General features: G+C 41.3%; 22 protein-coding genes and 1 riboswitch. Of the genes, 11 read left to right on the forward strand and 11 right to left on the reverse strand.

Annotated elements, in window-relative coordinates; translation table 11 throughout:
- The first annotated feature begins 196 nt into the window (after window positions 1-196).
- Window positions 197-1,546, forward strand: a complete 1,350-nt coding sequence (locus ACOT8F_RS16675) for an MFS transporter (protein WP_421653046.1) — start codon at window positions 197-199, stop codon at window positions 1,544-1,546.
- 119 nt (window positions 1,547-1,665) lie between these two features.
- Here the strand turns inward: ACOT8F_RS16675 and ACOT8F_RS16680 are convergent, their stop codons facing one another.
- The 4 genes from ACOT8F_RS16680 to ACOT8F_RS16695 form a co-directional block, all read right to left on the reverse strand.
- Window positions 1,666-2,571: an RnfABCDGE type electron transport complex subunit D gene (locus ACOT8F_RS16680; RefSeq protein ID WP_421653047.1), complete on the reverse strand. Its 906-nt coding sequence runs from the start codon at window positions 2,569-2,571 to the stop codon at window positions 1,666-1,668.
- On the reverse strand, window positions 2,558-3,496 hold the full coding sequence (locus ACOT8F_RS16685; protein ID WP_421653048.1) for an FAD:protein FMN transferase: 939 nt from the start codon (window positions 3,494-3,496) through the stop codon (window positions 2,558-2,560). The genes ACOT8F_RS16680 and ACOT8F_RS16685 overlap by 14 nt, the downstream gene beginning before the upstream one ends.
- A gap of 15 nt (window positions 3,497-3,511) precedes the next feature.
- A complete protein-coding gene (locus ACOT8F_RS16690) occupies window positions 3,512-4,162 on the reverse strand; it encodes an FMN-binding protein (RefSeq protein ID WP_421653049.1) in 651 nt (216 codons plus the stop codon).
- A 652-nt stretch (window positions 4,163-4,814) separates the two neighbouring features.
- Window positions 4,815-5,564: a YqcI/YcgG family protein gene (locus ACOT8F_RS16695; protein WP_421653050.1), complete on the reverse strand. Its 750-nt coding sequence runs from the start codon at window positions 5,562-5,564 to the stop codon at window positions 4,815-4,817.
- A gap of 209 nt (window positions 5,565-5,773) precedes the next feature.
- Between ACOT8F_RS16695 and lepB the strand changes: the two genes are divergently transcribed.
- Window positions 5,774-6,328 (forward strand): signal peptidase I, encoded by a 555-nt coding sequence (gene lepB / locus ACOT8F_RS16700; protein WP_421653051.1) that lies wholly within the window; start codon window positions 5,774-5,776, stop codon window positions 6,326-6,328.
- A 144-nt stretch (window positions 6,329-6,472) separates the two neighbouring features.
- Here the strand turns inward: lepB and ACOT8F_RS16705 are convergent, their stop codons facing one another.
- Complete coding sequence (locus tag ACOT8F_RS16705) at window positions 6,473-6,802, reverse strand: hypothetical protein (RefSeq protein ID WP_421653052.1); 330 nt, start codon at window positions 6,800-6,802, stop codon at window positions 6,473-6,475.
- A gap of 228 nt (window positions 6,803-7,030) precedes the next feature.
- On the opposite strand from ACOT8F_RS16705, the gene ACOT8F_RS16710 reads away from it, so the two are divergent.
- The 8 genes from ACOT8F_RS16710 (at window position 7,031) to ACOT8F_RS16745 (ending at window position 12,130) form a co-directional block, all read left to right on the forward strand.
- Window positions 7,031-7,576, forward strand: coding sequence for a DUF6155 family protein (locus ACOT8F_RS16710; RefSeq protein WP_421653053.1), 546 nt, complete (start codon window positions 7,031-7,033; stop codon window positions 7,574-7,576).
- 31 nt (window positions 7,577-7,607) lie between these two features.
- On the forward strand, window positions 7,608-8,183 hold the full coding sequence (locus ACOT8F_RS20990; RefSeq protein ID WP_489672232.1) for a UPF0175 family protein: 576 nt from the start codon (window positions 7,608-7,610) through the stop codon (window positions 8,181-8,183).
- A 342-nt stretch (window positions 8,184-8,525) separates the two neighbouring features.
- Window positions 8,526-8,663 carry a hypothetical protein gene (locus ACOT8F_RS16720; protein ID WP_421653054.1) on the forward strand — a complete coding sequence of 46 codons (138 nt, stop codon included), beginning with the start codon at window positions 8,526-8,528 and terminating at the stop codon, window positions 8,661-8,663.
- Between the two features lie 157 nt (window positions 8,664-8,820).
- The gene (locus ACOT8F_RS16725) at window positions 8,821-9,426 is read left to right on the forward strand and encodes a class I SAM-dependent methyltransferase (RefSeq protein ID WP_421653055.1); all 606 of its coding nucleotides are present in this window, start codon (window positions 8,821-8,823) and stop codon (window positions 9,424-9,426) included.
- Between the two features lie 142 nt (window positions 9,427-9,568).
- Window positions 9,569-9,769 carry a hypothetical protein gene (locus tag ACOT8F_RS16730; protein ID WP_421653056.1) on the forward strand — a complete coding sequence of 67 codons (201 nt, stop codon included), beginning with the start codon at window positions 9,569-9,571 and terminating at the stop codon, window positions 9,767-9,769.
- A 62-nt stretch (window positions 9,770-9,831) separates the two neighbouring features.
- Window positions 9,832-11,142 carry an FAD-dependent oxidoreductase gene (locus ACOT8F_RS16735; protein ID WP_421653057.1) on the forward strand — a complete coding sequence of 437 codons (1,311 nt, stop codon included), beginning with the start codon at window positions 9,832-9,834 and terminating at the stop codon, window positions 11,140-11,142.
- The gene (locus ACOT8F_RS16740) at window positions 11,139-11,633 is read left to right on the forward strand and encodes a hypothetical protein (protein ID WP_421653058.1); all 495 of its coding nucleotides are present in this window, start codon (window positions 11,139-11,141) and stop codon (window positions 11,631-11,633) included. The genes ACOT8F_RS16735 and ACOT8F_RS16740 overlap by 4 nt, the downstream gene beginning before the upstream one ends.
- Window positions 11,630-12,130 (forward strand): class I SAM-dependent methyltransferase, encoded by a 501-nt coding sequence (locus ACOT8F_RS16745; protein ID WP_421653059.1) that lies wholly within the window; start codon window positions 11,630-11,632, stop codon window positions 12,128-12,130. Before ACOT8F_RS16740 ends, ACOT8F_RS16745 begins: the two co-directional genes overlap by 4 nt.
- Before the next feature lie 9 nt (window positions 12,131-12,139).
- Here the strand turns inward: ACOT8F_RS16745 and ACOT8F_RS16750 are convergent, their stop codons facing one another.
- The 6 genes from ACOT8F_RS16750 to ACOT8F_RS16775 all read right to left on the reverse strand — a co-directional run bounded on the left by ACOT8F_RS16750 (window position 12,140) and on the right by ACOT8F_RS16775 (window position 16,800).
- A complete protein-coding gene (locus ACOT8F_RS16750) occupies window positions 12,140-12,316 on the reverse strand; it encodes a hypothetical protein (RefSeq protein WP_421653060.1) in 177 nt (58 codons plus the stop codon).
- Between the two features lie 88 nt (window positions 12,317-12,404).
- Window positions 12,405-12,830, reverse strand: a complete 426-nt coding sequence (locus tag ACOT8F_RS16755) for an organic hydroperoxide resistance protein (RefSeq protein WP_421653061.1) — start codon at window positions 12,828-12,830, stop codon at window positions 12,405-12,407.
- Window positions 12,831-12,899: 69 nt separating this feature from the next.
- Window positions 12,900-13,679 carry an MBL fold metallo-hydrolase gene (locus ACOT8F_RS16760; protein WP_421653062.1) on the reverse strand — a complete coding sequence of 260 codons (780 nt, stop codon included), beginning with the start codon at window positions 13,677-13,679 and terminating at the stop codon, window positions 12,900-12,902.
- Window positions 13,680-13,744: 65 nt separating this feature from the next.
- Window positions 13,745-15,268, reverse strand: a complete 1,524-nt coding sequence (locus tag ACOT8F_RS16765; protein ID WP_421653063.1) for an FAD-dependent oxidoreductase — start codon at window positions 15,266-15,268, stop codon at window positions 13,745-13,747.
- A 179-nt stretch (window positions 15,269-15,447) separates the two neighbouring features.
- Entirely contained in the window at window positions 15,448-15,981 is a 534-nt protein-coding gene (msrA, locus tag ACOT8F_RS16770) for a peptide-methionine (S)-S-oxide reductase MsrA (protein WP_421653064.1), read from the reverse strand.
- A 306-nt stretch (window positions 15,982-16,287) separates the two neighbouring features.
- A riboswitch (SAM riboswitch) is annotated at window positions 16,288-16,394 on the reverse strand.
- Window positions 16,395-16,479: 85 nt separating this feature from the next.
- Window positions 16,480-16,800 (reverse strand): thioredoxin family protein, encoded by a 321-nt coding sequence (locus ACOT8F_RS16775; RefSeq protein WP_421653065.1) that lies wholly within the window; start codon window positions 16,798-16,800, stop codon window positions 16,480-16,482.
- Between the two features lie 188 nt (window positions 16,801-16,988).
- Here ACOT8F_RS16775 and ACOT8F_RS16780 point away from each other — a divergent pair, with 188 nt between their 5' ends.
- Window positions 16,989-18,074, forward strand: a complete 1,086-nt coding sequence (locus tag ACOT8F_RS16780; protein ID WP_421653066.1) for a D-alanine--D-alanine ligase — start codon at window positions 16,989-16,991, stop codon at window positions 18,072-18,074.
- The last annotated feature ends 77 nt before the right edge of the window (window positions 18,075-18,151 follow it).

The raw sequence follows: 18,151 nt of genomic DNA on the forward strand, positions 1-18,151 counted from the left end.
GCTTAGTAAGGGAGACCCCGCATGGTAAAGAAGCGCCGAGGCGGCTCCCTGACCTCCCGCTTAAGATGAGTGCTTGAAGCGGAAATCAACAGTCAAATTTAACCAAACAAATAATAAAGAAGATTTTAAACATGAAAATAAGGGTATTGCTAATAGGACAAATTAGATACATAGAAGTAAAGGAGCGAGCACAAAATTGAGCCAGCATTCAAAGGAAATAGATGAGGCCCCTTTAAACAGGTTTCACCTCAGAATCACAGCCCTCACATTTGGGGCGAATTTTTCAGATGGGTATAACCTTGGCACTATTGGAACTGCGCTTGCCTTAATCGGCCCGCAAATGAAACTGGGTTCAGCGTGGATGGGGCTCCTTGGGAGTTCAGCCTTGATTGGAATTTTCCTCGGTTCCATCCTTCTTGGCAGACTGGGTGATGCTATCGGCAGACAGAAATTATATCTTTATGATTTTTTACTTTTAGCCATTGCTTCCGTTCTTCAATTTTTCGTCCAAGGACCGATGGAATTGTTTTTGCTGAGGGTTGTGATAGGATTTACGATCGGAGCCGATTACGCTATAGGACCGGCGCTTGTTTCAGAGTTTGTGCCTAAAAAGCACCGTGGAAGCCTGCTTGGTTCACTGACGGTTATGTGGACAGTAGGTTATGTAGTAGCTTACTTTGCCGGAACGTTTATGGCTCAGCTCGGGCCTGATTCATGGCGCTGGCTTTTGGCAAGCAGTACGATTCCGGCTGTTATCGTTCTTCTTCTTAGAATCGGCACTCCGGAATCTCCAAGATGGCTTATCAGCAAAGACCGTATGGAAGAAGCGCGTGTCATTATAAAAAAATACATTGGAGCAGATGTAAGCGTCCGAGAGCAAGCTGCTGAAAAGAAACCAGCGCTAGGGTTTTATGACCTTTTCAGAAAAAAATACCGCGTCCGGACAGCATTTGCCGGATTGTTTTATATTTGCAACGTCCTTCCTTATTTTGCGATTTATACATTCTTGCCGCTCATTCTTGAGAAAATGAAAATTAAGGATGAATTTCTTGGAAATATTCTTTTGAACAGCTTTCTTTTGCTTGGCGGGATTATCGGCTTGTGGTTCCTAAATAAGCTCTCTCGAAGGAAATTTACCATTGGGTCATTTGCGATCCTGGCCATTAGCTTATTTTTGATGAGCATATGGCCAAATGGACCGTTTTTCTACATTATGGCGCTGTTTTTATTATTTACATTTGTTATGTCAGGGTTTTCAAATATCACTCAGGTTTATCCAGCGGAGCTGTTTCCAACGGAAATCAGGGGCTCCGGCATCGGGCTTGCCAATGCATTGAGCCGAATTGGAGCGGCAATCGGGACCTTCTTTTTGCCAATCAGCATGAGCTCATATGGTCTGGGTCCATCCATGCTTTGGCTGTCAGCAGTTCTCCTCGTTGGTGTGATTGTCTCCATAGCTTGGGCTCCTGAAACAAGTGATGTTTCGCTTGAGGAAGCAGCTAAGGATTCAAAAGGGATCAGCAGCAGAGTCATTCATGAAAACTAGATAATTCAGGCATTGGTAAAAGCAGGATAAGCAGTTTGTCTTTCTCTTTTATACAATAAAAAAAGCGGACCTCATTTACCCGTCAAACTCCGGGTGAAATGAGTGCTCCGCTTTTTTTATTAGGCTCTTTTCACAGCGACAGGAAGTTTCTTTTTCGTACCCCATGCCTTCCATGCATTTGCAGCGAGTAATCCGATAAGAAGGTAGGAAAGGCCGCCAAAAATGAGGTAATCCGCACAGCTTATAGTTGCAGCAATAAATCCGAACAGCACCTGATCCTTATATTTTGCAGGAGATGTAGGCGGATCTGTCACCATAAAGAAAGCCAGGAACAAAGCTGAATTAACAAATGGATTCCGAAGGGCATTTGTTACATCACCCGTACCGAAATATGCCATGATGAGGATGATCAAACAATAGGTGCCTATAAAGGCAAACACCTGAGGGAATTTATTCACTTTATTCGTTACCATGTATCCGCCGATCAAGACTAAAATCACAAACCATGAGGGCAGAAGTGATAAGCTTCCCCACCAGCTTTGGCCGCTTGAAAAGATAAGAAGCACAGCGAGCAGGCCGAAAGCTGCCGGATTGAAAATGGGTTTTTTCTTCATTTTAAGAATATGTTTGGATAGAATGGCAGCTGCTGAAGCAATTGCGGGTACATACCATTGTTCCGCAATATTTAAAACAAGGGCAATAATCAAACCGGTTAAAATGCCTCCATCAGGTAAGCGGAGCTTTTTTTTGTATCGGAGTGAAAGGATAAAATCGAGCAGAACAGCTGTACCGACAGCTATGCCAGTACTTTTTAAACCAGTAATGGCGTTAGTGTTCAAGTCTCCAATTAAGGCAAGAACAAGTAAAACGGCAAGTAGGTACCCTTTTGGTGTTCTCAAAAATTTTTCAAGAGAGTTAGGTGTTTCTTTTTCTGCCTTAGCATTTTGTGCCGCCTTTGACGAGATATCTGAATATCTAGAACGGCGGTTTTCAAGCTTTGAGACTCTTGAATTAGATGTATTCATTAAGAAAGGCCTCCATTCTTTCTGTTGATAAGATTGTAAGAGAGGGAGTAATTAAAACACCCTCGAGCTCTGCTTCTTTTATAAGCACCATTCCTTTTTCTGCTCCAAGGATAAATGCTGCAGTAGAAAAAGCATCGGCCATCATGGCAAAAGGAGCTGTCGCTGTACAGCTGACTAAACCGTCTGCCTGCTTTTGGTTCTTTGGATCAAAAAGGTGATGAACAGAGGGATCAGAGGGACTTCGCCGCTCATAGTTTCCTGAGGTGCAGATTGCTTCATTCGATAGTTCAACGGTTCCTATGATTTCTTGTTTCCTCTGTGGATGACGAATGCCGACCTTCCACTTTTCTCCCCGCTCATTGAACCCTCCAGCATACAGATCTCCTCCGGCATCAATTAAAAAGCCTTCAAAATCATGCAATTCCATTGCTGCAAGGTCAATGGCAAGTCCTTTCGCCACAGCTCCCAAGTCTAGTATTAATGGTTTTTGAAGTGTTATGGTTCTGTTTTCTTCATCTAGAAGAACGTCTTTGTAGGAAACAGGCTCTCTTGGCAGTCCGGTTTCCTGTCTAGTTCTAAGCATATAGTGACGGTTAAATCCATAGGATTCCATCACTGCCCCGACAGTAGGGTCGAAAGCCCCCGATGATACAGAAGCCACTTCCAGCGAAAACCGAACAGCTTCGAAAAGCGTATCACTTACTCGCACCGGTTCTCCTATGCGTTGAATTAAGCTCATCACTTCACTATCTGACGTAAAGCGACTGCAGATTTGCTCAACGTGGCGGAAAGCCTTAAATGCACGCTGAATGGCCTGTCCTGCTTTTTTAGGAGAAATGGCTTCCGATACTACCTTTATGGATACAGTTGTATCCATATAAAGCGCCATTTTGGTAAAGGTTTCGCGGTTTATTCTATTCCTCATATGCTTTACCTCCATTTACGCCTGCTGTGCTTGAACAAGAGCTTCGTCGACAGCTGCCTCAAAATCTTCTGCACTAAGTGTTGCACCGCTCACAGCATTCACTTTAGAGCTTTGGTTTTTGACAACTTCTGCTGGGAAGTTCTCGATATATGACTCAGAGTAATGGGTATCGCAATTTGTAATCTCGACATTCTCGATTTTCCCTTTTTTAATGGTTACAGCAACTTCAACTGATCCAATGTGATTGGATCCTTGGCCAGTATAGGTGCCGTCTTTATACGTTTGTTTTGCCTCACTTGAGCTGCCTGACGCCTGGTTGTTTTTTGAGGAGCTTGAACTTGAGCTGTTTTGGTCCTGGCTGAAACTTGAGCTGTTGTCTTGATTGCTGCTGCGGTCATCAAAAGAAGATTGGAAATTTTGATCCTGATTTTGATCCTGGTTATTATCTGAAAAGGCGAATTCATGTCCGCGATAGTGTTTGCTTTCAGGCATCGATCGGGAATCTGGTGATTGTTGTGAATCTGAAGCCGGGAGCTTTGCGCTAATCGCAGTATCTGGCTGTTTCCTTTCTGCCTGAAGAGGCTGCGTTAATGTATATCCGCTTATATAAATAGCTCCCACTGCAGCTGTACATAACGTAATCATTTTCTTGTTCATTTTTGCCATGATTTTATTCCTCCAATTTCGTGAGTTTTTTGTTCGCTCACTGATGAGATATCTTGTACTTTACAAAACGTTTTTTAAAAAACTTTTAAAAACCATTATTTTTAATGCTCTTTTCTTAAACTTTGTTGTTTTTCAATGAAATAAATGGATTATGAACAAGAATACAGCTGCAGAATTTTAAGGAAAGATAACACGAAGCATATTTTTATACCTGTTCTAAACCTATAAGAATAGGTGATTTTAAAAAAGTCATAGCGAAAAAACCCCTGCTCAAATCCTGCTAAGCGGGGGTTGTTCAAAGCAATCGAAAAAAAGCCGGTCGATAAATTGCTTTTGCTTCCATGCTTCTTTGCCAGATGTCTTCACCAATCGAAAGAATGGATAAGTACCGTTTTTGCGGCTGATACCGTTCGAGGGAGGAACCATCTGCAAACTTCTATATGTTCTGCACAGCTCCCTGCCGGATGTTTTTAAAGGCTGTTTTCGCAAAAATTGTTGCTATTCGTAAATGCCTTTATCACGTATTCAGACTTGTTTCGGGACATCTATTCATAAAATTAGCAACTGTATTCTTCTTGCTCTATATACACTTAAATGGATTAAAAACAACAAAGTTTAAGAAAAGAGCCTAAAAGAATGAATCCTGCTAAAACTAATTTTTCGCCTTATGCAGATGTGCAAATGGACAAATTGGTGCAGAGGATTGATCATCTCTTAAGAAATACTGCTTCCACTCGAAGTTATCATCGCTTCCATATAGATTCAAATCAGGATGGGCAGGGATCGAGTCATACTCAGCAAGCCGTTCGCGAATTTTCATTTTAATTTTATCAGCTGCCAGAGACTCTGAATTAAAAATATTCAGCACCCATCTTGGGGTAATGGCAAGCGTCATAAAGGGCGAGTGCCTGCTTTTTCTTTTTATGTGGCAAGGCGTGGCGCAGTACACAAAATATTGCTCCTCTTCAAAGCAATACTCCCATACGTGGTGCATGGGGTCTTCCGGAATGTGCTCAGGCCAATTTTTCAAGTCATATTTGCAGACATCCATTAAAAGTGACCAGAAGAGGGTCTCGTATTCTCTTATAGTATAAGTTTCCAATAAATCCTCATGGTTTTCGAAAAAAACAATGAGGGAGGTATAGTTTCCGTATATACGTGAGTGTTCCCTGAAAGTCTTTAAGGCAGAGGCGAGCATTTCACGGCTTTTGGATTTTCTAGGATCTTCACAAAAAGCATATCGAAGATGACCCAGTCTGCAGCCTATGACAGCCGGTATACAAGGGAATGGATGATCTTTATTCGTCAGCTTTTCAGCAAATTCATGAAAGGCTGTAATCTGCCACTGTTGAAAAGAAGCGGGGTTTTCAATCAGCTGATTTTTATCGTATAACTGGGGCATTGCATCTCCTCCTCTCTATACGATATTGAAGGAGCGGAAATTGGGTGACTGTCCCGGTTGGAAGGTGCATTTTGGAAAAATAAACCACTAGTATTTCAAACGTTAAAATATATGTTTCATTTTCTAAGTGCCTTGTATATTATTAACTTGTGTGTAAAATTGTTGGTATAATAGATTTTAGGTAAAATCGATTAGGTGGGATATTTCAAATGGCGAATAAGAAGAAGAATGAGGCAGCATCATGGATTAAATCTATTTTGCTGGCATTGGTCATAGTATTTATAGTAAGGCAATTTTTATTTGTTCCTACAGTGGTAGAAGGCGTTTCAATGATGCCGACACTACAAGATGGAAACCGCGTCATTGTAAGCAAAATTGGCAAGCTGAACAGGTTTGATGAAATTGTATTCCATGCTCCTGATGCACCGAAGGATTATGTCAAAAGGATTATCGGTCTGCCTGGAGATTCCGTGGAAATGAAAAATGATACATTATATGTGAATGGAAAAGCTTATAAGGAGCCTTATCTGAAGGAAAGCCGCAAAAGCCTGATGGCTGGACAGCTTCTGACAGAAGACTTTACCCTGCAGGAACTGACGGATAAAAAGGTGGTGCCTGAAGGCTCTCTTTTTGTAATGGGTGATAACCGTCCAAACAGCCATGACGGCCGTGCGTTCGGGTTTATTAAAAAGGATTCTGTTGTAGGGAAAGTAGAAGCGCGCATTTGGCCTTTAAATGAAATTGGTCCTACTAGAGGATTTTAATAGGAAATGAAAGAACAGCTGCAGATCGTGGCTGTTTTTATTTTGGACGAAAAAAATAGCACCTGCAATAGGCAGATGCTAAAAATGCGATAGGGGAATACATTAAAAGAATTGCCAGCTTTGCAGTTTTATATACTTCTTTTTTTAGCCGCAGTAGTACTTTTTCCAAATATTATAGGAGCTGTCGTGATCATCCCAATGGCCTCCGTCATGGTCTTTGCACCATTTCGTCCACCAGCTTGTCCAATCCCAGCAATCCCACCAGCTATGAAGATCTTTTTCATCTTTAGGAATAGTTTCTTCCCTGCCATCCCCCTTAAAAAGAGAGAATAAGTCAGACCTAGAGAAGTTGAGCGTGAATCCGCTTTTCGATGATGTACCATTCGTGTAATTGGATGATGCATGCGCAGGAGCAGGGATAAGGAAGATGCTTAGAAGCAATGCGATACATAGAACTTGTAACAGCTTTTTCAAATTTATTACCTCCCTTTACTTTATATAGAACAATTAAGTTCACTATTAAGAATGATAAACTAGGTGGATTTTTTTGTAAATGATATTTCGCTGTTATCCTCTCATTGTTCAATTCGCTATTATACTTGCCGGTAAAGGCAAATTTATATAACCTTTCGTTAGAAGCATTCAAAATTAAAATAAGATTAATCTTACAAGCAGTAAATTCAGAAGGAGATGATTAAATACATGGCTATTAAAATGACTGAGCTAAAAAAATCTCTAAGAGAATACGATCAAAAAGAACTCATTCAATTGATTTCGGAATTATATAAACTTAATGAGGATGTTAAAGCTTACTTATACAGCAAATTTAAAGGAGAAGAAGCTATACAAGATTTGTATGAAAAGACAAAAAGGCAAGTGAAAAATGAATTTTTTCCTGACAAAGGATTTGGAAAGCTGCGATTATCAGATGCTAAAAAAGCGATCAGCAATTTCAAAAAAATAACAAAAGATCAAGCGAAAACGGTAGATTTGATGCTGTATTATGTAGAACTGGGAACTGAATTTACATGCACCTTCGGCGATATAGATCCTGCATTTTATAACAGTATGTTATCAATGTATAGTAAAGTTGCCCTTGAATGCGATCAAAGTGAAGAACGGTATGCTCAGTTTAAGGAGCGGCTATATCGAGTAACAGTAATGTCAAATGGAGTTGGCTGGGGATATAACGATGGCCTTTGGGAGATTTACCTTTCTATTGGATGGGTAGCTGATATAGAAGATTAACTGAAAGTATCTATAAATTGGAGTCGTTACTATGGGAAAAAAATACAGAGGGCACTTCTGTAAAGGATGTGGCCGATATAAAGCAAATGAAAAATTTTCCGGAAAAGGCCATCATCAGCATCTTTGCAAAGAATGCAAAAAAAGGAGAAATAGAGGAAATATAAATGATGAGGACCTCTATCATTCAGATGAAACGTTTGCTTTCATAGCGGGATATACGGATTCTGGAGTACCATATGGGGTTGAACATGAAGAGTGGGTACTTTTAGAAGCTGAAGAGAACTACAGCAATAAAGTAGATGTTACTATTCCGGAAATGATAAGGGAAAAACTTAAAAATTTCAGTAATGGGCAAGCTGTAGAGCAATCCATTTATACCTCCATTGCTGTTTCTTTATTTATATCTAATCAGATATCACTAGAAGAAGGAGCCCATTTAGCAGACATGATATTTACTGATTTTATTTATTTTTTAGATCTTCACAATGTTCCTTGGTCTATTGGTTTAAAAGACGGTTCGGAAGATTATCAAAAAAGCGTGGATCATTTGATAGACTTTGTTGACAATATTTTAGAAAATGAAGAAAAGGAAGTTTTTTTGATATGAAACAACAATAACGAGCTGAAGGAGAAATATTTGAGTATATTTAATGACAGCAGAAAGATAAAGCGGTTATGAAGGAAAGAAGGTCCAAAAGAACATCTATCATCGCAAAGATTGTTGCTATTCGTAAAGTCTTAGAACACGCATAAAGATTAGCTTCGTGGCATCTTTTCTTAAAATTCGCAAGTGTATCCTTGCTCTATAATCACTTAAATGGATGAAAAAACAACAAGGTTTATGAATAGAGCCTCAAAAAAAATGATCCGATACCAAAAGCCCGTTCGCAAATCCTGTACGAAGCATATGATGAAGTGCGGAATAGTCAAAGGCAATGGAGGTGTTACGATGGCATTTGGATTTTTTGGTTTTAACAGACCTGGAGTTGTTTTCCGCCCTGGTTTCAGAGCAGGAAGAAGAGGGCCGGGATTCAGAAGAGGACTATACGGACCCCGTACACGAAGAGGATTGTACGGACCTTACTAAGGAGAAAAGCATAGGCTGTCATAGGACAGCTTATGTTTTTTTGGATGCCGGGAAGAACGTTCAGTGCCTTCCTTCCTATAAAAACAAAGAAAAATGTTTACCATCCACATATTGGTGATACTTAATAGTAAAACTATTTTGTGGATGAGGTGCGAATATGCTGGGCATTATTAAACGGAGTTTTTCCAAGCCGAAGGGGCTTTTTGGCAATATTGCTGGGAGGATCATGGCCTGGGAAAATCATACGATTAATAAGTGGACAATAGACAGGCTTGGAATTAAGCCGGGTGATTTCGTACTTGAGGTTGGATTTGGCCCGGGATTTGGAATGGAACACATTTTAAAAAACTATCCAGCGGTTAAATTAGTCGGGGTAGATGTCTCTGAAACAATGAAGGAGCAGGCTGAAAAGAGGCTGCAAAATTATGTGGAAGAGGGAACAGTCAAGCTTATCGTGAGTGATGTGGAGAAAGCAAAGCTCGACCCCAACCATTATCATAAGATTTTGTCTGTGAACAATTATACGATCTGGAGCAATCCGGAGAAAGGCTTAAGAATCCTGTATCAGGCTCTTAAGCCTGGAGGCAGGATTGCCATAACAATGCAGCCTAGGGAAGAGGGGGCAAGCGCGGAACGCACACGTGAATTTTGTGAAATGATTCAAAGGGATATGCTGGCAGTCGGCTTTAAAGAAATTCAGCCCAGATACAAGAAAGTGCGCCCGGAGCTGACGGTGTGCGTAACAGCCGTGAAACCTTTGTAAATCGATGCATTTCTTTTGCAGCAGCTCTTTTGAATAGAGCTGCTTTTTTGTGCTGCCGAAAGAACACCGGGGCCATAGAAAAGGTTTGTTTTCATGAGGACTTGGGAAAAGTTCCATAAATAGGAATTGGAGGGAAAATAAGATGAATACCTTTAATGAATCAGCGATTGCTTCCTATATAACTTCTATGGCAGAGAAAAATTGCAAAAAGCTTAGTGATGAATCTCTTTCTGATATGGAAACAGGCAAGCTTCTTGGTAAGCTAGAAGCTTATAATGATTTTTTAGACCGATTCGGGTTTGACCGGGTGGAGTGCAAAAACGTGCCCCTTGAGGAGAAGTAATTTCTTTTACGAATAGCAGCAATCTATGCGAAAACTGCCTTTATCTAAAAAGGAGGGAGAGGATGAAAACTCAGGTGCTTGTAATAGGCGGAGGAGTTGGAGGCCTTACGGTTGCTCTTAAGCTTGCCAGATGCGGCATCGATGTTTGCGTTATTGAGATGCTAAAAGGAAATGCTGCGATGTACAAGGGTGAGCTGCTGCAGCCAAAAAGCATTCAAATCCTTCAAGACCTGAATCTTAAAAAACAGGTAGAAGCAGCCGGCCATAAGATCAATGAAATTCAGGTGATCGAGAAACGGGAAAAGAACACAGTTTATGAAACGATTGGCTGCTCTTCGATGAATTACAATATTTTAAACAGTCCCTTTGATTATGCTCTTATGATTCCGCATGAAAAACTGAAGGCTTTACTGCTTGAAGAAGCAAAAAAACACGCTTCCTTTACTTATATTCAGCCAAGCCGTTTCAAAGCGTTTCGCAATGAAAAAGCTGTTGTTGACCTTGAAGAGAAGGAAGTGGAAATTGAGGCGGATGTGTTTGTTGCGGCGGAGGGAAGGAAATCAAAAACGCGGGAAGCAATGAACATTAAAGTGAAGGAGCATAAATATGACCATCATTTTCTGACGGTTTCTTTTCCGAGGCCCGAAGACTTAAAAGAAGGAAAAATGATTTCTACTCCTCACACGTTTCTTGGTCTTTTCCCTCTTCCCAATAACATGGTGCGAACGGTATATCTGATCCCTCAAGGCGCCTATAAAGGGATGAAGGAAAAGGGAATCAGTGTTTTTTATGAGGCCTACTCGGAGCTTTATCCTGAGCTGGCTGATTACGTAAAGCATATTAAAAGCTGGAGGGAAATTCAGCTGATGATCCCGGTCCACTTTAACGCAGATCAGTATGTGAAGGACAATGTAGTGATCATGGGGGATGCCGCTCACAGTGTCCATCCGATGGCAGGAGAAGGGATGAACCTCGCTATACAGGACGGTGACGTGCTTGGAGAGCTTTTGTGCTGGATAATTCGCGAGCACGCTGATTTATCCTGTTTGAAGTGGTATGAGAAGGTAAGAAAACCAAGGGTTCATCACGTCTTGCATCTGAGCCACATGTCCGCTCTCGCCTATTCCAGTCCTTTTCGCTATTTTCCGAATGTGCGAAAGAAAGCGATCCGTCAGATGACATTGGATGAAAAGCTTCATACAAAACAGATGCTGAATGCTTCAGGTCTCGGTTTTTGGAAAGAGTCTATTTTTGACCGTATGGTTCAAATCGGACTATTTCCAATAAGGTCAAATCCAAGCCTCAGCTATAACGGCTATATGTTTACAGAAGAAACAGATTATCCTTGGGAAGAAGGAGGGAGAGCCAGATGATCATCAGCGATTATGTCCGTGTCTTAAAGGCAAGGGAATGGATGAAGCGTAACATGCCGTTTTTATACTGCTGGCATGCATATGTAGGGTATGAGCTGGATTTATATGAAGCTTTCAAGAAGCCTAAAACCATTAAAGAGGCTGCTATGGAGCTTTCTCTAAAAGAAGATCTTCTGGAGAGGTGGGTGGATGTCGGGATTACCATTCACTACTTAAAAAAGGCATCAAAAGAACGTTTCAAAACAGCAAAAAGCTTTATGCTTCCTTCAAGCAAAAAGGACCCAAGGTCAACAGGCGTTCTTCTGAAAGAAATGATGGAGCTGCATATCCCAACGCTTCTGAGTTTTCCCGATATTATGCAAACAAAAGTTAAACAAACGTTTGATCATTACAGCATGGCACAGTTGTCGCCCAAACGTCTTCCTTTCTTGAGCATCTTGCATTCCCAAAAATATCCTATCTCATTAAAAAACACAATGTTTCCCACATGATTGATGTCGGCTGCGGTCATGGAGGCTATTTGCAAAAACTATCAGCTGTCTATCCTGATTTACAAATGCTTGGAATAGAAGTGAATGAAGAAGTAGCAAAAGAAGCAGGCAGCCGGTGCAGAGAGTGTACGAATATACGGGTTGAATGTGCAGATGCTATTGAATATCACCCAAAAGAAAAAACAGACTATGTCATGATGAACAATTTACTCCATTATCTTTCTCCAGAAATGAGAAAAGCACTGTTTATTCAAATGACTCAGTGGCTTGGAAAGGAAGGAATAATCTCAATTATAACACCTATTCAGAATTCCCGTCATGGCAAACAATTCTCCAGTGCTTTTAACAGTTTTTTTGCTGCCTTTGATAACCTGTATCCTGTCCCGGAAAAATCCGATTTAAAGGAAATTGCTGATTTGATTCATATGAAGATGACCGATTTCAGACCAGTGGTGAAAGAAGGAAGCTGGTACTTTCTTACAATGAAGCGGAAATAGACTGAATCTTCACTTTTTCTTCCTTCTGTAAATAACCGTAAGAATAAACATGATCAGCACAACGCTAAATGCAATAACGGAGAGGGTGCCGACCGTTCTTCCGCCCTTTAACGAAAAGTTAATGGCTGCATTTGCAGCTGTGAATATAAGGATAAGAATATACATGGCTTTTTCAATGCCCTTCAACGTTTATCCCTCCAAAGAAAAGACGGAAATGCGAGTGTGCAATTCCGTCTTTTCTTTCTGTTATTATGCCTAAAATGATGAAGAAAAATTATGCGCCTTTGGCATTAAGCGTTACTTCTACATTCCCGCGTGTTGCTTTGGAATAAGGGCAAACCTGATGGGCTGCTTCAACTAGTTCTTGAGCTTTTTGATCATCTACGCCTTTTACCGTTACATCAAGCTGAACCGCAAGCTTAAAGCCGCCATCCTCTTCGTCTTTGCCGATGGAAACATTTGCTGTAACTTCTGTTCCTTCCACATGCTCCTTTTTGTTTTCAATAACAAGGTTTAATGCGCCATCAAAGCAAGCGGAGTAGCCGGCTGCAAATAGCTGCTCAGGATTTGTGCCTTCTTCTCCTTTACCGCCCATTCCTTTTGGTTTAACAAGAGTAAATTCCAAGAAACCATCTGAAGATTTTACATGTCCTTCACGTCCGCCTTGTGCTGTTGCTTGTGCAGTATACATTGCTTTCATGATTCATTTCCTCCTCTAAAATAGGTTTTATTGAATCAAACAGCATTAGGGCTGTTTTTTCCACAAATACTAACTATTCACATACTTCCCGTGCTTAGGCACCACTTCTGTCCGGAAATGGGTTTTCATTTCCTCCAGTTCAGACTGAAGCTTTTCGCCATACATTGGCTTACCGTGCCCTGTAATAACCGTTTCTGGTTCCAAAGCACAAAGCTTCCTGACGGAGTTTTCTGCCTGGATCCAATCAGTTGTGAAATAAGCAGGCGGGCCATGTACTTTTGTCGCTTGAGAGGCAACAGCAAAAAATGATTCTTGTTTAACTGTCGTAAAAGCATCACCTGCTATAAGAACTTTATCCGTTTTTCGATAAAAAGAAACATGTCCATGTGTATGACCTGGTGTATGAATCCATTGAAAGTCTTCCAAAAAGGGCACAGACCCATCTTCAGGAAGGGGTTTTCCCTTATTTCCAAGATCAATGCTTTTCCTCGGATAAAGAGGAGATAAGAGGGACATAAGACCTTTTCCGACCGATGGATCAGGCGGACTGTAGTTTTTTCTGCCAGTAAGATAAGGCATTTCGAGCGGATGAGAATAAACAGGCACATCCCAAATTTCCACAAGCTTTTTTAAAGCTCCTATATGATCAAAATGACCGTGTGTTAATAGAATAGCTTTTGGCTTAGTGTTAAACCATTTTCTGGCTGTCCGTAAAATGGCGGAAGAAGCATCACCAACTCCGGCATCAACCAAAACCCAATCTTTTCGGTCGTTAGAGGAAACAAAGATGACATTGGCAATGAGGGTTCGAAGGTAATAAACATTTTCAGTCACTTTTGTTTTTGCCATTGCTTTTCTTCAGCTCCTTTTTAAGTCAGGACTGTCTTTCAACTATTACTGCTGTGAAATCAGCCTCATTCGAGTTTCTTCAATGGTTTGTCAGCAGGTCCTTCCACAACGTCTCCATTCACTGAATAACGGGAGCCGTGACAAGGGCAATCCCATGTTCTGTCTCCATTATTCCAGGCCACTTCACAGCCAAGATGGGTACAGGTAGCGTCAACAACGGTCACTTGCCCGTTCTCATCCTTGTAGGCAGCTCCTTTTTGGCCGTTATACGAAACAATAGCTCCTTCGTCTGGATGAAGTTCTTCTATTTTCTTGCTCGCTGTGCTGAGCTTGCCGCCAATTAGATGCCCTGCAACATTTGTGTTTTCCGCGACAAATGTTTTAATGCCGGGATCAGCTTTAAAACGGGAAGGAGTAAACAGCTCTGAATAAGGGTTTTCTTTTTCAAGAATTGAGTCCCTGATCATTTGGGCAGCAACTGTGCCAAATGCCATACCCCATTTACGGAATCCGGTGGCAACCAGGATATTCGGATGGCTCTCTGTCAGCCTGCCGATATACGGAACTTTATCTAGGGTAAATAAATCCTGCGCCGACCACCTGTATAACGTTTCCGTTAATCCAAGGTCTGTCTGGCCAAAGGTTTTCAGAGCTTCATAATGCTTCATCGTATCTTTGCTTTGTCCCGTTTTATGGCCTTCCCCGCCAATGAGGATCAGTTTTTCACCATTCATTGGCGTATATCGGATCGAACGCTTCGGGCTGTCGGCACTTAAATACATGCCGCCAGGAAATGGTTTAGCTATTTTCGCAGCAACCGTATAAGAGCGTTCCGGGTGCATTCTGGCAAAATAAAAGCCATTGCCCTCGTAGAAAGGAAAATGTGAGCAGGAAACGGCATATTTGCATGTGATTTTATGGCCATCTCCAGTGATCACTTTGGCAGGAGAACCATCCTCAACATCCACTGCTCTTGTATGTTCATAAATTTGGCCGCCCATCGATTGGATCTTTCCAACAAGCGGGATCAGGTATTTAACAGGGTTGAACTGCGCCTGGTTTTTCATCACTATTCCGCTGTGAATCGGAAGGCCGATCGGCAGTTCGCTGACATACCCGCCCGGTATGCCGAGCTTTTCATAGGCGTGAAGTTCTTTTTCAATTTTGCTTGCGTTTTTCTCTTCAGTCGTATAAACAAATGCATCCTCATCCGAAAAATCACATTCAATTGATAACTCTTGTACGAGCTGTCTCATTACCTGCAGCGCTTCATCGTTTGCCTGATAATACGCACGCGCTTTTTCCGTTCCGAAGTGATGAATCAACTCATCATAAATGAGATCATGCTGAGCTGTAATTTTAGCCGTTGTGTGCCCGGTCGTTCCATTTACGACAACATCCGATTCAAGCAGGGCAACTTTCAGCCCTTCTTTTGCTAGAAGGTAAGCTGTTGTAATACCGGTAATTCCTCCGCCGATTACTGCAGCGTCAACTTCAATATCGTCAGACAAAGCAGGGAAGGATGGGGGCTGAACATTCACTCTCCAATAAGGCTCAGGACTATGGGGCAGATTGCTGTTAGCTGTCACGAATTCTCCTCCTAATAAAAATCTCTCCTTGGTAATTTTTCCAAATAAAGAGAATACATGTATGGGAATTTCCCTTTCATAAATGAGCTCAAACAGATTTAAGAACGATGCGGGATAATACAGGAAAACAAAAAAGCATGGAGAACGGCTCCATGCTTTCTGAATAAGCTCTTATTCATTTATTTTTCCCAGTTTTCTTTCAGGAATGCTTCCCGTCCTGATTCAACGCGTTCCGCTTTGTATTTTTCCGGATTCTTTTTATAGAAATCCTGATGATATTCCTCTGCTTCATAAAAAGGCTCTGCTTTTTCGATCGGTGTAACGATCGGTTTTCTAAAGCGGCTGCTTGCAGCTAAGGCTTCCTTTGAAGCTTCAGCTTGAGCCTTTTGCTCCTCTGTATGATAATAGATGACTGTTCGGTAAGAATCGCCTCTATCTATAAACTGGCCGCCAGCATCTGTCGGATCAATCTGCTGCCAGTATAACTCCAATAATTTTTCGTAGGGGAAAACTTTCGGATTGTAGCGGATCTGAACAGCTTCTGCGTGTCCTGTGCCGCCTTCCTTTACTTCTTCATAAGTTGGATTATCTTTATGGCCGCCGGTATATCCTGATACAATGCCCAGGATTCCGGGAAGTTCATCAAAGGGTTTTACCATGCACCAGAAGCAGCCTCCAGCAAAGGTTGCTAGTGCTTCATTCTTGTTGTTCATTTCTATTCCTCCAAGCTTTCATTGTGAAAAAGTCTTTTATTATGGCTCTTTTCTTAAACTTTGTGCTTTCTCATCTATATTAGATGATTGCGGGCCAATATACCGTTGTGAATTTTAAGAAAAGATGCCATGAAGTTAGTCTTAATACGTTTTCTATAAGATATTACGAATAGCAACAATCTCTGCAGAAACAGCCATTATTATTGCCTATGCTCATTAAACGGCAAGTGAAAGTGCCTAAACTGAAAAACCCTCTCTTCTTAAATAAGAAGAGAGGGTTTTTAATTCGTCCATAGGGCGGCTCTCCTCTTATCTCTCAAGCATTTAATTGCTTGCAGGAATTGGCACGGTGTCACAAAGATCCGCTGCCGAGGTTTCGCAGGGCCATGTCCCTCCACCTCTCACGATAAGAGCTATATATTTATTTCCTTAAAAACTTTAGTTAAGCAAATGGTAAAAGGTTTTTGATTTTTTGTCAACGATTTGTCCTTGCTCGGCTTATGCCAGTTTCTCTGACAAAAACTCCTGAACCTGCTCAGGTGATTTGGCGTTTGCACTGTGAAGATGGCCGAGCTTTTCGCCGTTTTTGAAGATTAAAATGCTCGGAATACCCATTACCTGATAGTTCTCAGCGATTTCAGGGAACTCATCCTTATTAATTTCATACCATTTATATTGATTGTATTCTTCAAGAATATCACCTATGAAGAGATTCATTCTTGTGCAATCAGGGCACCAGTCAGCGAAAAATTTGATCATAACCTCTATGTCCTGGCTGATGATGCTCCCAAATTGTTCTGCAGATGTAATTTTTTCCATTAAATGACCCTCCTTGATTCTCGGTTTCTCTATTTTAATATAAATATGGCTAATTATCCGCTTTTTCGTCTTTCTGTCCAAAAAAGATCTTCTAAAACGAATGTTATAAAGATTTGCTTGGTTATCTATAACAAGAGACTTGAAAGTGATAAAATAGGTAAGATGAATTTTTCTTAGGAGGAAATCGAATGAAAACCAAACTTGGGCTAGTATACGGCGGCAAATCTGCAGAACACAATGTTTCCATGCAAACTGCACTGGCCGTTATCAATGCACTGGATACCAATAAATTTGATATACATCCAATATATATTACGGAAAAAGGCGAATGGATCCGTGCCAAGCAGCTGGAAGGACCTGTTTCCAATGTCTCCGCGCTAAAGCTTGAAAGAGAAGGAACCGCTGTTTCCCCAATGGAGTTAAACGGTGAGCTTTTCCCTGCGGGAAACGAAAACAGCAGTGAAGCCATTGATGTTGTATTCCCGCTTCTTCACGGACCGAACGGAGAAGATGGAACCATTCAAGGAATGCTGGAGCTTTTGAATATACCTTATGTCGGCAATGGAGTTTTGGCGTCTGCCGGAGGTATGGATAAAGTTGTCATGAAGCAGCTATTTGCCCAGGCAGAGCTTGCGCAGGCAAACTATGTTTGGTTTATCAGAAATGACTGGAGAAAAGATCCGGAAGCAGCCTACAGCATGGTGGAAAAAACGCTTGGATATCCTTGCTTTGTCAAACCGGCAAACCTTGGTTCAAGCGTAGGGATAAGCAAATGCAAAGACCGCGAAGAGCTGGCTGCAGCATTTGCAGAAGCATTTGATTATGACCGGAAAATTATTATAGAGGAAGCTGTTATCGGCCGAGAGATCGAAATAGGCGTTATCGGCAATGATGAGCCTGAATGCTCGGTTACAGGCGAAATTGCTCCTAAAAAAGAATTTTATGACTATAAAGCTAAGTATGAAGATGCTGATACAGATTTGATCATTCCAGCTGAAATTTCTGAAGAAGAATATCAGCAAATTAAGGAAATGGCAATCAAAGCATTTAAAGCCATTGACGGTTCCGGGCTTGTAAGGGCTGATTTCTTTTTAACAAAAGAAGGCAATGCCCTTATCAATGAAGTCAATACGATGCCTGGCTTTACCCCATTCAGCATGTTCCCGCTTCTATGGAATGAAAGCGGACTTGAATACCCGCAGCTGATTGAAAAGCTTGTTAATCTGGCTCTTGAACGTCATGAAGAAAAGCAGCAGATTAAACATACCTTTTAAGCTGGATAAAAAATAGGCGCGTGAAAATCAGAGAACACTATTCAGCAGTGAATAGTGTTTCTTCTATAGGTCTTACA

This window comes from Chryseobacillus diguaensis, assembly GCF_049220665.1.
Lineage (GTDB): Bacteria > Bacillota > Bacilli > Bacillales > Bacillaceae > Metabacillus_B.